A 16,767-nucleotide genomic window follows, 5' to 3' on the forward strand; every position below is an offset into this window, starting at 1 on the left:
ATAATAAAAACATTAAAAAATACATTTTTCCCATTTTAAAACATAAAGATAAAATAAAAACCGTACTATAATAAATTAAAATAAATACAAATTTCACATCACCAAAAAATGATCGGTTAAATATCAACCAATAATGACTTTAGCAGTAATGTCACTGTCATCACTTTGAATAACTCACGCTCATACTGATTACTTTTTCAACTTAATACTGTATGCATATCCAGTCATAATAATATAAAATATTTTCAAAAAAAAAGCTGTGGATATCTTTTTATTTTAATATTAGCCTTAAATAACAACGATACGTTATCGCTATTAAATCATTACAAGAGGTAATATCATTTAACAAAGTAAAAAAGATCAATTTAAATCTCGACCCGCAACCAACGATCATCGCCGATCCTTGCATACGATATCATGCAAATATGCTAATATTCACAACGGTAAATACTCGATATAACTTACTATCACGACATCTTATGATCACAAAAACACCCCAATCTCCTCCAAAAACGGAAGCTGAATTACTTTATCGAGCTCAGCAATTAGCGGGCATGACATTAGGTGAATTAGCAGCGATAGCTGGAATTATTCCTCCTCCCAACCTTAAACGCGATAAAGGTTGGGTAGGCCAATTATTAGAATGGCACTTAGGGGCAACAGCAGGCAGTAAACCTGTTCCTGATTTTATAGACCTTGGCATTGAACTTAAAACAATACCAATTAGCTACCAAGGCCGACCATTAGAAACGACTTTTGTCTGTGTTGCTCCTTTAATTGGCGTACAAGGCTTACAATGGCAGCACAGTCATATTAGACAAAAACTAGCACGCGTATTATGGATGCCAGTTGAAGGCGAGCGCGATATTCCACTTGAAGATCGTCATGTAGGCTCAGCGTTATTATGGAGTCCAAGTGTCGAGGAAGAAGCACAATTACAACAAGACTGGGAAGAATTAATGGATTTGATCGTGCTAGGACAAGTAGAAAGTATTACAGCTCGTCATGGTGAAGTACTGCAATTACGCCCAAAAGCGGCAAATAGCAAGGTACTCACTGAAGCTTATGGCGCCAATGGTCAACCCATTAAAACATTACCCCGTGGCTTCTACTTAAAAAAACAATTTACAGGACAACTATTACAACAGCACTTTATTTAATAATTAATAATGAAGCCATTACAGTTAATTTTCTCATATCAACTAAGCGTGGCTTTGACGAAAACAACGAGATGGCGGAATTAGCTCATGTTTATTCAATAAACGGTACATTGTTGCCCGTGATACGCCTAATTCACGTGCAGCAGCAGATATCTGGCCTTTATTATTTTCTAACACTGTCAATAATGCATTTCGTTCAGATTCTTCACGTACTTTTTTGAGGCTTAACTTATCATCAATCAAGCGTGGAATATCTAACTGATCGGCTTCAATGCATTTATTTTCTGCTAATAATACCGCTCGTTTTATTTGGCAAATAAGCTCTTGTACATTACCCGGCCATGGATATTGTAATAACATCGCTTGAGCCTTTTCGGATAAATTTTTAGCAACACTATTATATTGACGGGCATATTTTAATAACAAAAATTCAGCTAACAAGATAATATCATCACTGCGTTCACGTAACGGTGGTACGGTAATTGAAACAACATTTAAACGAAAATATAATTCACGTCGTAAACTGGTTAATGCCACTAGATGATCAAACGAGTGATGTGTTACCGAGATAATCCGCATATCGATGGCAATCGCATTACCATCAGAGCCACAGTAACTCCCATCAACCAACACTTGATATAAAGATTGCTGGCAAGCATCTGTTAATGCCGTAAATTCCTCAAGTACTAACACACCATAATTTGCCGCTTCAAAAACAGATTGCACCCCATGCTCGGTATCAATCATCCAATCTGTCGTCATGGTTTCACAATTCACCCGTATTACAGGTTGCTTTGCGCGCGCTGAAGCTTGAAAAATAGCATCTGCAACTAATATTTTACCGGTACCAATTTCACCACTGATAACTACCGATACATCACTTAATGCAATCCGCTTAACTTGATCGCGTAATTTTTTCATAACGGCAGTTGAACCTTGCAATCCTTGCTGACCAAAATTACCCAGTTGTGGCCACACTTGACGCTCTAAATTAAGCATACCAATCTGATGACCAATGGTTTGTAATAATCGCTCGGACGGAACAGGCATTGAAAAATAATCAAGGCAGAAATTAACAATAAATTGCCCTATTGCTTCATTAGCAAGTTGCTCATCACGTACAATCGCAATCCAACGGACTTGTTTATTACGATTTACCATTACGGAGAAGCTATGAATACTAAAATCATCATGGCTAAGATCAACAACACCAATACAAGGTCCAATTTCTAATAATAATGTTTCTGCTGTACGTAAATCGTAGCAACGATGACATAACCAACCAGCACTTTCCATTGCGGGTAGCCACTTTTGATTACTGCCACCAAAAACAACTAAGTTATTAGAAATAACAGCCTTAGGTTTTTTTACAGTCCCGATTGTCATTCGCTCCTCCATTAATAAAGCAATTATCGCTCTCATAACATTTAACAACTGCTTTATTAATAATATACGAACAAGTGCAACTTGTTTAGTATAATGTGATTTAGCTAATATAAATTATTGATGTTACTTATATTACGGTTTGAAAAGCCAATATTTGTCACTTTTTTGACTCCTTTTAGTTGATAAAAAATAGACAAAAAAAAGCCACCGCATTAGCGATGGCTGTTTTATAACCGCTCGATTAATTATTTAGTTGTGGGCGCATTGCCGGGAACAAAATAACGTCACGAATAGTATGTGTATTAGTAAATAGCATCACTAAACGGTCAATACCGATACCTTGACCAGCTGTTGGTGGTAAGCCATGCTCTAGCGCAGTAATGTAGTCTGCATCATAGTACATCGCTTCATCATCACCTGCATCTTTAGCATTAACTTGTGCTTTAAAGCGTTGGTCTTGGTCTTGAGCATCGTTAAGCTCAGAGAAACCATTTGCCACTTCACGACCACCAATGAAGAATTCAAAACGGTCAGTAATGAATGGATTTTCATCGTTACGACGAGCAAGTGGTGAGATGTCTGCTGGGTATTCAGTAATGAATGTTGGTTGCATTAGTTGAGGTTCAGCAGTTTCACCAAAGATCTCTTCTAATAGCTGACCACACGTCCAGAAGCTTTCAACTTCAACATGCACTGACTTAGCAATCTTAACCATTAGCTCACGATCAGCAACGCCTTCGTAAGTTAATGCTTGGATTTCTGCGTGATCAGGGTTGTATTGCTTGATTGCATCTAACATGCTGATACGCGCGTAAGGGCCAGCAAATTCAACTTCAAACTCACCGTAAGGCATTTTTGAAGAACCTAGCACATCAATCGCAACGCTGCTTAGCATTTCTTCAGTAAGATCCATTAGATCATGGTAATCAGCATACGCCATGTAGAATTCCATCATGGTGAATTCAGGGTTATGACGTGGAGATAGACCTTCGTTACGGAAGTTACGGTTAATTTCAAACACACGCTCAAAACCACCAACCACTAGACGCTTAAGGTAAAGCTCAGGCGCAACACGTAGGTACATGTCGATATCTAATGCATTATGATGAGTCACAAATGGACGTGCTGTTGCACCACCAGGGATCACGTGCATCATTGGCGTTTCAACTTCCATGAAGTTTTTTGTTACCATGAAATTACGAATCGCTGAAACCACTTTTGAACGAATGATAAATGCACGACGAGAATCGTCATTTACAATAAGATCAACATAACGTTGGCGGTAACGCATCTCTTGGTCAGTTAGACCATGGAATTTTTCTGGTAATGGACGTAGTGCTTTAGTTAGCAACTCGTAGCTATCCATTTCGATGTAAAGATCACCTTTACCCGATTTGTGTAGCGCCCCTTTAACACCGATGATGTCACCGATATCTAGACCAGAATATTTTTCTTTTAGTTCTTTCTGAACATCTTTAGATGCATAAGCCTGAATACGGCCAGATACATCTTGAATTGCAAGGAAAGGACCACGCTTAGCCATGATACGACCAGCAATTGCAAATACATGACCGGCTTGTTCAAGCTCTTCCTTAGTCATCTCACCGTATTTTGCTTCTAGATCTGCCGCTAAACTATCACGACGGAAATCATTTGGGTGGCCATTTGCTTTACAACCTTTGCGGATCATGTCTAATTTAGCACGACGTTCAGCAATCAGTTTATTTTCATCTTGTACTTGGTCAGTCATGGAGTATCCCTTAAAATTTTACTGAAATTCGGTTAAAGACCTGATTTCAAGCTAGCTTCAATAAAACGGTCTAAATCACCGTCCAATACTGCTTGGGTGTTTCGATTTTCCACCCCAGTACGTAAATCTTTTATGCGAGAGTCATCCAATACATAAGAACGGATTTGACTACCCCAACCAATGTCTGATTTAGTATCTTCACTGGCTTGCTTTTCAGCATTTTGCTTCTGCATTTCATATTCAAACAATTTCGCTTTTAATTGCTTCATTGCTTGATCTTTGTTCTTATGCTGAGAGCGATCGTTCTGACACTGTACAACAAGGTTTGTTGGTAAGTGTGTAATACGTACCGCAGATTCAGTGGTGTTGACGTGTTGACCACCCGCACCTGATGCACGGTATACGTCAATACGTAAATCAGAAGGATTGATATCAATCACGATGTTGTCATCAATTTCTGGATACACAAATGCTGATGCGAATGAAGTATGACGACGGCCGCCGGAGTCAAAAGGTGATTTACGTACTAAGCGGTGAACACCTGTTTCAGTCCGTAACCAGCCATAAGCATACTCACCGCTAATACGTACTGTGACAGATTTAAGACCTGCAACGTCGCCATCAGAAATTTCAATGATTTCGCTCTTAAAGCCTTTAGCATCAGCCCAACGCAAATACATGCGGAGCATCATTGATGTCCAATCTTGTGCTTCAGTACCACCAGAACCTGCTTGCAAGTCAAGATAGCAATCTGAACTATCGTGATCGCCTGCAAACATACGACGAAATTCTAATTTAGCTAACTTTGCTTCAAGTTCTGCTAATTCAGGTTCAATTTCATCAAAAGTTTCTTGGTCGTATTCTTCAACCGCTAACTCAAGTAGACCTGCAACGTCTTCAACGCCTTGATCTAATAAGTCAATGGTTTCCACTACTGCTTCCAATGCTGCACGTTCTTTACCTAACGCTTGAGCGCGTTCAGGTTCACTCCATACATCTGGTTGCTCTAACTCTGCATTGACCTCTTCTAGACGCTCTTTTTTAGCATCATAGTCAAAGGTACCCCCTAAGGGTATCAGTACGTACTGACACATCCTCAAGTCGGTTTTTTATAGGATTAATTTCGAACATCGCCACACTTCATTACCGAAATAGATATAACCGCAAGATTCTATCGAATTGTAGATAGAATATACAGGGGGAGAGAAAGGTTATCAGAAAATTAATCCAAATATGGTGACAATCTAGGCGCTCAACGCCAAGATCCCCCTCTTAAGCCTTTACAAAGCACACTCACTTTATTTTGCTGCTAAATGTTCAACCATTAACTGCACACTACGATTACCGCGAAATTCATTAATATCGAGCCGATATGCCAATTCAATTTGTTGCACAGAAGCATCAGGCCAGCGTTTAAGATCAACATTAAATGCAATTGCATCGATCACACAGCCACCAACTAAAGGCTCAACCATCATTTTTAGATGTTTACCTCCCACCAGCTTTTGGTGTAATAATCGAAAATTACCGTCAAATGTTGGTTCGGGAAATTGTTGTCCCCATGGCCCACCAGCTCGTAATATTTCTGCAATTTCAAGCGTCAATTCAGAAGGCTGTAATTCACCATCGCTGAGTAATACACCTTGCAGTGCATCTTCATCTAAAATTTCACGTACCGTAGTATCAAATGCCGCACTAAATGCATCAAGTTGGGCCTCAGGAATCGTTAGTCCAGCAGCCATCGCATGGCCACCAAATTTTAAAATCATTCCTGGATGTTGTGTATCAACCACATCCAATACATCACGCATATGTAAACCAGCAATAGAACGACAAGATCCTTTAATTTCGCCATTGCCCGCATCAGCAAAAGCAATCACTGGACGATGGTATTTATCTTTGATTCGTGAAGCTAAAATACCAATCACCCCTTGGTGCCAATCACGTTGAAACAGCACTAAGCCATAAGGCATATTTTGGTGGTTAAACTGTAACCGTTCACAAATAGCGAGCCCTTCTTCTTTCATTCCTTGTTCGATTTCTTTGCGAGTCTGATTGAGTGCATCAAGTTCTGATGCCATACGACGGGCGGCTTGAATATTGTCACACAAGAGCAATTCAACCCCAAATGACATATCGTCTAGTCGCCCAGCCGCATTGATCCGTGGTCCTAAAGCAAAACCAAGATCACTTGCTACTAAACGGGCGGGATCACGATTAGCCACTTCAATTAATGCTTGAATACCCGGACGACATTTTCCCGCACGAATACGTTGTAATCCTTGATGAACAAGAATGCGGTTATTACCATCTAAGGCCACCACATCTGCAACTGTACCCAGCGCCACTAAATCAAGTAATTCAGCTAAATTAGGCACAGCCAGTGCTTGTTGTTCAAACCAGCCGTTATTACGTAACTCTGCTCGCAGCGCCAACATTAAATAGAATGCAACACCAACACCGCATAATGCTTTTGATGGAAAACCACATTGATTAAGATTAGGGTTTACCATTGCATCAGCGGCAGGTAAACAATCGCCTGGCAGGTGATGATCAGTAACAAGTACTTGTACCCCTTGTGCTTTTGCCGCTGCAACACCGCTAATCGAAGAAACACCGTTATCCACCGTCATGATAAGCTCTGCACCACGAGCAATCGCTTGTTGTGCTACTTCAGGGCTTAGTCCATAACCATCATCAAATCGATTTGGCACGAGGTAATCAACGTTATGGCAACCCAACATTTTCAATGCCAGCACAGATAATGCGGAACTGGTGGCACCATCGGCATCAAAATCACCCACAATAATAATTCGCGTATTATTAGCGAGCGCAGTCACTAATAACGCTACGGCATCAGCCATACCATAAAGCTGATTATAATTAAGCAATCCTTTTGCACCGCGTTCAAGTTCAGCATCATGAGTGATACCACGGCTAGCATAAATACGTTGTAAAATGGAAGGGATCGCACTAGAGAAGCCTTGAGGATCGGCAACAGGACGGCGCTTAATTTCTATCATAATAACGGCTTCTTTAATGGCATGATTATCTTTTCATCTTAACCAAATCACTGCGAACAAAAAAGCCTGATATTACTATCAGGCTTTTATATACGATAACCAATGATCATAAAGAGTCGTAATTAGCTTTTCGCTTTGCTCTTTAATAACTGTAGCAATGCGGCTGGCGGTTGGTATCCTGGAATCATAGTGCCATCTTCAAGTACTATCGCAGGTGTACCGTTAACGCCCATCGCAACACCTAATTGGTATTGTTCCATCACTAAATCAGGACGTGGCGTGATTTTTGATTCATCAAAAGTGCCACTTTTAGCATCATGCATTGCTTTTGCACGATCTTTAGCGCCCCAAATTGCACTCATTTGATTAAAGTTACTTGAACGTTCTCCGCCCCGAGGGAAAGCAAGGTAACGTACCGTAATGCCAGCATCGTTATAACCTTGCATTTCATTATGCAATTTACGGCAGTAACCACAGCTAGTATCGGTAAATACTGTTACTACATATTTTTCATTTTTAGCAGGATAAACAATCATGTCTTTATCCATACCCGCTAATTTAGCTTTATTTAACTGTGCCATTTTTTGCTCAGTTAAATTCACAGGTTCAGCTCCGGTATTTTGGTATAAATGACCCGCTAAAAAATATTGTCCGTCATCAGAGGTATAAACAACACCACGTTCAGTCACAACTTCATTTACACCCGCCATTGGCGAAGCTGTAATTGAGCTTGGTGTTAAACCAATAGTTGATAGTTGCTTAGTAATAGCCGTTACATCAGGCTTTGCTACTGCAGAAAAAGCAGTCAGTGCAATGGTCGTGGCTAGCACAGTGCGACGAATAAAATGCATCTTGTTATCCCTTTTAAAATGATGACAATCTCGGTATAAAACAGACCGTGATTTAGACTATATAGTTTCAATTACGCTATTATTTTTATGAGCGCAGCATAAATGAAGTATTCCTAAATACAAATATTATCGCTAGTTTTAGCTAACAACCTCTCATAATTATGCACGAGGATGATGGCTTTGGTGCAATTGTTTCAATCTTTCAGTCGCAACATGAGTATATATTTGCGTTGTTGAAAGATCACTATGACCAAGCAACATTTGTACCACCCGTAAATCAGCACCATAATTAAGTAAATGTGTCGCAAAAGCATGACGCATAACATGGGGAGATAATGTATCAGCATCAATCCCCGCTAATACCGCATAATGTTTAATACGATGCCAAAATGTCTGGCGCGTCATTTGCCTTGCACGTCTGCTTGGAAACAGTACATCTGAGCTTTTCTCGCCTAATAATACTGGGCGCCCACTGTCAATAAACTGCTCAATCCAATCAACAGCATTTTCACCCATTGGTACTAAGCGTTCTTTATCACCTTTACCTGTTACTCTAACTACACCTTGGCGTAAGCTGACTTTATCCATGGTTAATGTGACTAATTCGGTTACACGAAGTCCCGTGGCATACAATAATTCCAACATTGCCTTGTCACGCAATTCAAGTGGATCATTCACATCTGGTGCTTCTAATAAAGCATCAACTTGCGCTTCGCTCAGATCTTTGGGCAACCGCTTGGGTAATTTAGGGGTTACTAGCATTGCACTAGGATCATCAATCCGTACTTTTTCACGGTATAAATATTGAAATAAACGTCGAATTGCCGACACCATTCGCGCCCTTGACGTCTGTTTATAGTTTTGATCAAACAACCATAGTTGATAGCGTTGTAAATCATCAATAGAGGCTTGAGAAACTGTAATCGCTTGTTGCTGCATCCATTGCTGTAATTTTTTCAAATCATTACGGTAAGAGGCGAGAGTATTGTCTGATAATCCTCGCTCCATCCACATCGCATCAAGAAAGCGTTCAATAATAACATCATCGGTTACCATTTTTACCTCATCATAAGCTGTGTCATAAAACGGTTTAAATACATGGATAAAAACACAGTATTCAGCGCATGATAGGATATTTAATCTTAAAAGTAACCTCGTTATCCATTTATTCAGCCTAATGTTATGCCTTACCAGACCATGCAAACCTTGAGCTCTGCGATCAATACCGAGTACACTTTGGTTAAAAATAAAAACATAGGATACACAGCATGAAAATTGGTTTGTTTTATGGCTCAACCACCTGCTATACCGAAATGGCCGCAGAAAAAATTCGTGAATGTCTCGGCGCTGATATCGTTGAATTACACAATATTAAACACACGCCATTAGCAACAATGAACCAGTACGATATGCTGATTTTAGGTATTTCAACCTGGGATTTTGGTGAAATTCAAGAAGATTGGGAAGCGGTGTGGCAACAACTTGATGGCTTACAATTACAACAAAAAACAGTGGCACTATTTGGTTTAGGGGATCAAGAAGGCTATACCGAATGGTTTTTAGATGCGATGGGCATGTTACATGATCAACTTAGTCCAACAGGCGTACAATTTATTGGTTATTGGCCAAATGATGACAGCTATCAATTTCAGGCTTCAAAAGCACTAACCGCTGATAACTCATTGTTTGTTGGCCTTGCGTTAGATGAAGATAGTCAATATGAATTAAGCGATGCTCGCATTGAGAAATGGTGTGAACAAATCATGCTTGAATATGCTCAACTTTTATAATTCTTGTTCTATAAAAATCAGCGTTATAAAAAAGGGATGCAATTGCATCCCTTTTCCTTCTTTATATCACAATTAGATTAGATGATAACAGTATGTTTATCATCATCTTTCGGCTGTTTCCCACCAATAAAACGCGTCACAATTAATGCGATCAACGTTGGTAAAACCCATGCCATACCATAATTAAATAAAGGTAATGAACTAAATAATGACATATCAAATTTAAGATACTTAGCAACATCAATCATGCTAAAGATAAACGAAACTAACAATACTACACGATATGCTAAACGTGGATTAGGTAGCCATTTACGAATCAAAGTTAATGCAACCAACGCAATAGCAACTGGGTATAGTGCAAATAATACTGGTACTGATAACGTAATTAGCATATTCAGACCAACATTTGCCACTACCGCACACACTACCGCTAATAACACCGCCCATTTTTTATAAGACATCGGCGTTAGCGTACTGAAATAATCGGCACATGCGCTGATTAAACCAATTGCCGTAGTTAAACAAGCAAGTAATACAATCGCAGATAAAATAATTTGACCCGTTGAGCCAAATAAAGCCATGACATACGTTGTTAATATCGTGCCACCATTACCAACACCCGCAGCGATACTTGAGCTAGTTGCACCAAGATAAAATAACGATACGTAAACAAACGCTAAACCTGCTGCTGCAATTAAACCGGCATAGATAAGATAAGTACACGTTGTCTTATCATCCGTTACACCTTTACTACGGATCACATCGACAATCAGCATACCAAACATCAATGCGGCAAAAGTATCCATGGTGTTATAACCTTCAAGGAAACCGGTAGTAAACGCTTGAGTGACATAATCACCTTGAGCGGCAACAATTGTTCCTTGTGGGTTAACAAAAACCGCAATCGCTAATACTGTTAATACTACAAATAAAGCTGGTGTTAAAAACTTACCAATCATGTCGATCAATTTACCGCGAGACCAAGCGAAAAACAGTGCCACAGCAAAAAAGAGAATAGAAAAAATAGTTAAGCTGGTTTGGCTAGCATCAGTGATAAAAGGTTTTACTGCCATCTCATAAGCAACAAGACCTGTACGAGGAGCAGCAAACGCAGGACCAATAATGATAAAAATCAACACTGCCATTAAGGTTGCTACTTTTGAGGGTAAATCACGGGTTAACCCTTTCCAGCCACCACCTGCAATTGCTACTGCGATAATACCGATTAAAGGTAAACCTACAGCTGTCACTAAAAAGCCGGACATTGCAGGTAGCATATTATCACCAGCCAGCTGTCCAGCTAACGGTGGAAAAATAATGTTGCCAGCACCAAGAAAGAACGCAAAGGTCATAAAACCAAGCGCGATAATATCTGTTATTTTGAGCGTTTTTTTCAAACTGCACCTTCCACTCATTAATGGGTTATATATTGTGTCTGCATTTTTTATAATAAGTAGCACGTGTTATATGTTGCTATTAATTACGTGCCTTACAGCATAATGACTAAAAAGACTAACCTTAGCAATAGAGTAGCTAAAAACACCATATAATCCAGCTTTAAACATAAAAAACCAGAATTAATAACCACACAGAAACATCAAAACAAAACAAAAAACCAATCAAAACAAAAAAAACCATACTTACAAAAAAGATATAACACCACACCACACAGATAAAAACAGAAGATTAATAAAACAATCATCACTTACATGGCTTGGTCATATAATATGCGGTTATATGCTTTTGTGTATTTTATCAACCCACGACCTATTTTAAAAATTAAGGGTAATAATAATGAGTCGCAGTTTTAGTTTTAAACAATTTACCATCAATGATCATGGCTGCGGCATGCCAATCAGTACCGATGGTGTATTATTAGGCTCATGGGCTAGCCTTCCGCGACAAGGGCATATTGTTGATATTGGGACTGGCAGTGGATTGTTAGCATTAATGGCAGCCCAACGCACATCTGTAACAACAATCACAGCAATTGAATTAGATCCAACCGCAGTGATAGCAGCAACAGCAAACTTTGCAGCATCGCCTTGGCAATCACGATTACAATGTATTGAAAATGATATTACTCATTGGTGTCAGCATATTACACCAGCCTCTATTGATAATATTATTTGTAACCCTCCCTATTTTAATGCTGGTCAGCAAGCACAACAGCAACATCGTGCAACAGCGCGCCACACTGATAGCTTTACTCATCAACAATTACTTGCAACGATCAGTCATTTATTAACCCTCAATGGAAGTGCCAACATAATTTTACCTACTTATGAAGGCCAACAATTAATCACTCAAGCACACGCTTACGGATTATACTGCCAGCGCCGATGTGACGTTCGTACCACTGAGAAAAAACCGATAATGAGAATATTAATCGAATTAACTAAAAAATGTTCTCTTACTCAGCAACAACAGCTTTGTATTCATACCAACAACACTTATTCGTCTGATTTTATTGCACTTACTAAAGATTTTTATTTAAAAATGTAATCTGTCACCGTATAAAATATAATCAAGCAATAACGAATATTGATCATTAACTGAAGTTTTTATGTTTTAATCGGTGTTACTTACGCCAAGAGTGGCTATAATGCCGCCCCTTAATATAAATACCCATGTTCTGGTTACACTGCATAAGCACAGTGACGAGAACATATTTAGCATTTGTCTTGGGAGAGATAACTGGTGAAAGACTTTTCCGAATTAGAGTTAGATAGCGAGCTATTACGAGCGATTGACGAGATCGGCTATAGCCGCCCAACCGTAGTTCAAGCGCAGGCTATCCCTCATGCCCTTGACGGTAAAGATGTCATGGCTTCTGCACCAACAGGGACCGGAAAAACAGCTGCGTTTCTGCTTCCAATGATTCAGCATTTGCAGGATTTTCCACGCAAAAAGCCGGGGCCTGCACGTGTATTAATCTTAACGCCAACCCGTGAGTTAGCGATTCAAGTTGCTGAACATGCAAAAGCACTGTCTAAATACACTAACTTAAAAGTATTCACTATTACTGGTGGTATTTCTTACGATGAGCATGCTGAGCTACTGGGTAAAACGCAAGATATCGTCGTTGCAACACCTGGCCGCTTAATGGAATACATTGAGTCTGAGAAATTTGATTGCCGCGCAATTGAATGTCTGATCCTTGATGAAGCTGACCGTATGTTAGATATGGGCTTTGGTAAAATTGTTGAGCGCATCAACCATGAGTGCCGCTGGCGTCGTCAGAGCTTATTATTCTCTGCAACCTTAGAAGGTAAAGGCGTACGTGAGTTCTCAGAAACAATTTTAAATGAACCGCTTGAAGTTAACGCCGATCCTTCTCGTCGTGAGCGTAAGAAGATCCAACAGATGTATCTTCGTTGCGATAGTATGGAGCACAAGCTTGCTCTATTAGAAAACATCATTAAAGATCAAGCTGAACGTACAATCATCTTTGTAAAAACACGTGAGCGCCTAGGTATCCTTCGCAGTCAATTAGACGCAATGGGCATTCCTTGTAACTGGATTCAAGGTGAGATGGCACAAGCGGCACGTACTAACATGATCACTCGTTTCCGTGATGGCGTAGTAAACGTACTGATTGCGACCGACGTTGCTGCGCGTGGTATTGATTTACCTGACGTAAGCCATGTTATTAACTTTGACCTGCCACGTACTGCTGAAGTATATGTGCACCGTATTGGTCGTACTGCTCGTGCAGGCAAAAAAGGTACCGCTATTGCATTGGTTGAAGCGCATGACCAAGGCATGATCGAACGTATTAGCCGTTACATGAAAGAAGAAGTGCAAGAGCGCTTTATTCATGGTCTGCGTCCACAGACAAAGAAAGCAAATACCGCCAAGAAAAAGAAAAAAGTTAATAAGAAAGTAAAAGAAGCGAAAGCGAAAAAGAAAATCAAACAAGCGGCTAAAAAGAGCCAAGCTAAGTCGTAATTTCTCTTTTACAAGATAGATAAAATAATAAGGCCAACGCTACGACGTTGGCCTTTTTTTATCTTAAAAAACGATAACAGCATTAATGATGGTTGTTTACGATACGAATTATTGCTGTTCGCGCTTAAACACTAATTCTGTTGATGTTGATTCCGCAGCAACAAAATAATAACCCGCACTATCAAATTGTTGTAATTGAGCGATAGACGTTAATTGATTATCTAAAATATAACGAGCCATCATTCCACGGGCTCTTTTAGCATAGAAACTAATCACTTTATAGGTGCCATTTTTACAATCTTTAAAAACTGGAGTAATTAATTGAGCTTTAAGTTGCTTAGGCTTAACCGCTTTAAAATACTCATTAGAGGCCAAATTAACTACAATATCATCACCTTGTTCAGCAACTGCCGCGTTGAGTTTATCTGTAACAATATCACCCCAAAATTGATATAAATTACTGCCGCGAGGGTTCACTAACCGAGTACCCATTTCTAAACGGTAAGGTTGCATCAAATCAAGTGGACGTAATACACCATACAACCCAGACAGCATTCGTAAATGTTGTTGTGTATAAGCAAATTGGGCTTCAGTCATAGTTTCAGCGGCTAACCCCGTATAAACATCACCTTTAAATGCCAAAATTGCCTGTCGTGCATTATCTACCGTAAACGTTGGCTGCCACTCAGCAAAACGGGCGGCATTTAACCCGGCAATTTTATCACTAACTTTCATTAAGCTTGCAATATCCATCGGTGTAAGCTCGCGGCATACATCAATTAATTCAGCTGAATCCACGGTTAATTCAGGTAATGTGTAAGTCGTTGTTGCTAACGGCGAAGTGTAATCTAATGTTTTTGCTGGTGATATCACGATTAACATGAGCCATTTCCCTTTAAAGTCTGATACATTTAGCCTACCACCATCAATCACAAAAACCACGCACAACTGCCATGATTGTGGCTATTTTATTAATAGGCATAACAACGGCTAACGATCTCGATCAGGTCTTGATAATACTGGTAATTGTTCCCAAATTTCGGCATCAAGTTGAGCATGCAATTCAGGATAATCTTGACGATTAAATATCGGGATCTTTCCTAATGCTAACTGCTGATTATAATCTTGCGCTAACTTAACCACCGTCCCGGACAGTAATACTATTGCCGCTAAATTAATCATCGCCATCATTGCCATTGAAATATCAGCCATTGCCCATACCGTTGGTAAATCAGCTAATGCGCCAAACATCACCATACCCAGCACGACGACTCGAAATATATTCATACTCATTTTATTGTTATGCTTTAAAAAAATAAGATTTGTTTCAGCATAAGAATAATTTGCAACCAATGACGTAAAAGAAAAAAAGAAAATGGCAACCGCAATAAAAATCCCACCCCAATCACCCACTTGTGAGCTAATTGCTTTTTGAGTTAATTCAATGCCAGTAATACTACTGTGTAGTTCATATTCGCCAGACATCAAAATAATTGCGACGGTTGCCGAACAAATAACGATGGTATCAATAAAGACACCTAACATCTGTACATAACCTTGTGATGCAGGATGCGGAGGGTAAGGCGTTGCTGATGCTGCTGCATTTGGTGCCGATCCCATACCAGCTTCATTTGAGAATAACCCTCGTTTTAAACCATTAATCATCCCTTGAGCAATGGTATAGCCCAATGCTCCAGATGCGGCCTCTTCAAATCCAAACGCACTTCGAAAAATAAGCAGTAAGATATGCGGCAATTGATCTATATTGCTCAGCATAATGAATAATGCTAATCCGAGGTAACACAATGCCATTGTCGGTACTAAAATTTCAGCAGTACGAGCGATGGTTCGTAGCCCACCAAAAATAATTATCCCCGTTAATACTACCAAGCCAAAGCCGACATACAGGGGTTGCCACCCAAAAGCGACATATGTAGCTTGAGTAATAGAATTGGCTTGCACAGCATTAAAGACTAATCCAAATGCAATGATAAGACAGATAGAAAATACGACGCCCATCCACCGCATATCTAAGCCTCGCTCCATGTAATAAGCAGGGCCACCACGATAATTACCATCATCATCACGGGTTTTATATAACTGTGCTAATGCACTTTCTGCAAAAGCCGTCGCCATGCCTAGCATCGCGATCAGCCACATCCAAAAAATAGCACCAGGACCCCCTAAGGTTAGAGCAACAGCCACGCCCGCCATATTGCCAGACCCCACTCTGGCCGCCAAACTGGTGCACAATGCTTGAAAAGAAGAAATACCCGACGAGTCTGACTTACGGCTATTTTTCATTATGGAAAACATATGTTTAAAGTGGCGAAACTGAATAAAGTTAAGACGATAGGTGAAATAAATGCCAATACCAATCAGCACATATATCAATATCGACCCCCACAGCAAATCATTGATAAAGTTAATTTGACTGGTCACATTTTACGCCTTCAAGATTAATAATTAGCAAAAAAATGGTGCCAACATTGGCAGTAATGCGTTACAGGTATTATTTCTAATCTTATAAAATTCAGACTAAAAGCTTAGCTATAGAGTGCCAAGTTGTTATAAAAATAATAATTATCTAATTGTCTTAAATTTTACAATGAGTTACAAAACTTATAACTTTTATATATTGGGTGACTATTATCCTTTAAAAATTAAACTTATTTATACAATTAACTTTTAAAACTTAATCTCGTTGCCAAAAATAATAAAAAACCTATTTAACACTAATAATGGTTTCTTTTTTAATCACCAACGCAACAATTGTGATATCAAGCACACAAAAAATTCATCTATCGGTAACAAATGAGAAACAGTTCAATTTTATTATTCGTCATTCTATGGTAA

The 16,767-nt window shown here is 39.4% G+C and carries 13 protein-coding genes; 4 read left to right on the forward strand and 9 right to left on the reverse strand.

Going from position 1 to position 16,767, the window contains the following annotated elements; genetic code table 11:
* Positions 1-479: 479 nt before the first annotated feature.
* A complete protein-coding gene (gene mutH / locus OC457_RS11690; RefSeq protein ID WP_080175118.1) occupies positions 480-1,160 on the forward strand; it encodes a DNA mismatch repair endonuclease MutH in 681 nt (226 codons plus the stop codon).
* A 42-nt stretch (positions 1,161-1,202) separates the two neighbouring features.
* Here the strand turns inward: mutH and OC457_RS11695 are convergent, their stop codons facing one another.
* The 6 genes from OC457_RS11695 to xerD form a co-directional block, all read right to left on the reverse strand.
* On the reverse strand, positions 1,203-2,546 hold the full coding sequence (locus tag OC457_RS11695) for a sigma-54-dependent transcriptional regulator (protein ID WP_210436086.1): 1,344 nt from the start codon (positions 2,544-2,546) through the stop codon (positions 1,203-1,205).
* A gap of 241 nt (positions 2,547-2,787) precedes the next feature.
* On the reverse strand, positions 2,788-4,296 hold the full coding sequence (gene lysS / locus OC457_RS11700; protein WP_080175120.1) for a lysine--tRNA ligase: 1,509 nt from the start codon (positions 4,294-4,296) through the stop codon (positions 2,788-2,790).
* A 32-nt stretch (positions 4,297-4,328) separates the two neighbouring features.
* Positions 4,329-5,427 (reverse strand): peptide chain release factor 2 gene (gene prfB / locus OC457_RS11705; RefSeq protein ID WP_096777845.1). Its coding sequence is split into 2 segments (ribosomal slippage): positions 4,329-5,351 and positions 5,353-5,427, totalling 1,098 coding nucleotides; the frame shifts between segments, so codons are not numbered across the junction.
* Between the two features lie 167 nt (positions 5,428-5,594).
* Positions 5,595-7,319 carry a single-stranded-DNA-specific exonuclease RecJ gene (recJ, locus tag OC457_RS11710; protein ID WP_080175121.1) on the reverse strand — a complete coding sequence of 575 codons (1,725 nt, stop codon included), beginning with the start codon at positions 7,317-7,319 and terminating at the stop codon, positions 5,595-5,597.
* 122 nt (positions 7,320-7,441) lie between these two features.
* A complete protein-coding gene (dsbC, locus tag OC457_RS11715) occupies positions 7,442-8,170 on the reverse strand; it encodes a bifunctional protein-disulfide isomerase/oxidoreductase DsbC (RefSeq protein WP_080175122.1) in 729 nt (242 codons plus the stop codon).
* Between the two features lie 159 nt (positions 8,171-8,329).
* Positions 8,330-9,226, reverse strand: a complete 897-nt coding sequence (gene xerD, locus OC457_RS11720; RefSeq protein WP_080175123.1) for a site-specific tyrosine recombinase XerD — start codon at positions 9,224-9,226, stop codon at positions 8,330-8,332.
* 212 nt (positions 9,227-9,438) lie between these two features.
* On the opposite strand from xerD, the gene fldB reads away from it, so the two are divergent.
* Entirely contained in the window at positions 9,439-9,960 is a 522-nt protein-coding gene (gene fldB / locus OC457_RS11725) for a flavodoxin FldB (protein ID WP_080175124.1), read from the forward strand.
* Between the two features lie 77 nt (positions 9,961-10,037).
* Here the strand turns inward: fldB and brnQ are convergent, their stop codons facing one another.
* On the reverse strand, positions 10,038-11,357 hold the full coding sequence (gene brnQ, locus OC457_RS11730; protein WP_080175125.1) for a branched-chain amino acid transport system II carrier protein: 1,320 nt from the start codon (positions 11,355-11,357) through the stop codon (positions 10,038-10,040).
* 397 nt (positions 11,358-11,754) lie between these two features.
* Between brnQ and OC457_RS11735 the strand changes: the two genes are divergently transcribed.
* Entirely contained in the window at positions 11,755-12,465 is a 711-nt protein-coding gene (locus OC457_RS11735) for a tRNA1(Val) (adenine(37)-N6)-methyltransferase (RefSeq protein ID WP_080175126.1), read from the forward strand.
* A 195-nt stretch (positions 12,466-12,660) separates the two neighbouring features.
* Complete coding sequence (gene srmB / locus OC457_RS11740) at positions 12,661-13,911, forward strand: ATP-dependent RNA helicase SrmB (RefSeq protein WP_080175127.1); 1,251 nt, start codon at positions 12,661-12,663, stop codon at positions 13,909-13,911.
* A 108-nt stretch (positions 13,912-14,019) separates the two neighbouring features.
* Here srmB and yaaA read toward each other — a convergent pair whose 3' ends face one another.
* Together yaaA and OC457_RS11750 are read right to left on the reverse strand one after the other, a co-directional pair.
* A complete protein-coding gene (gene yaaA / locus OC457_RS11745; protein ID WP_080175128.1) occupies positions 14,020-14,793 on the reverse strand; it encodes a peroxide stress protein YaaA in 774 nt (257 codons plus the stop codon).
* Between the two features lie 108 nt (positions 14,794-14,901).
* Positions 14,902-16,353: an alanine/glycine:cation symporter family protein gene (locus OC457_RS11750; protein WP_080175129.1), complete on the reverse strand. Its 1,452-nt coding sequence runs from the start codon at positions 16,351-16,353 to the stop codon at positions 14,902-14,904.
* Positions 16,354-16,767: the final 414 nt, after the last annotated feature.

This window comes from Photobacterium toruni, assembly GCF_024529955.1.
Classification (GTDB): domain Bacteria; phylum Pseudomonadota; class Gammaproteobacteria; order Enterobacterales; family Vibrionaceae; genus Photobacterium; species Photobacterium toruni.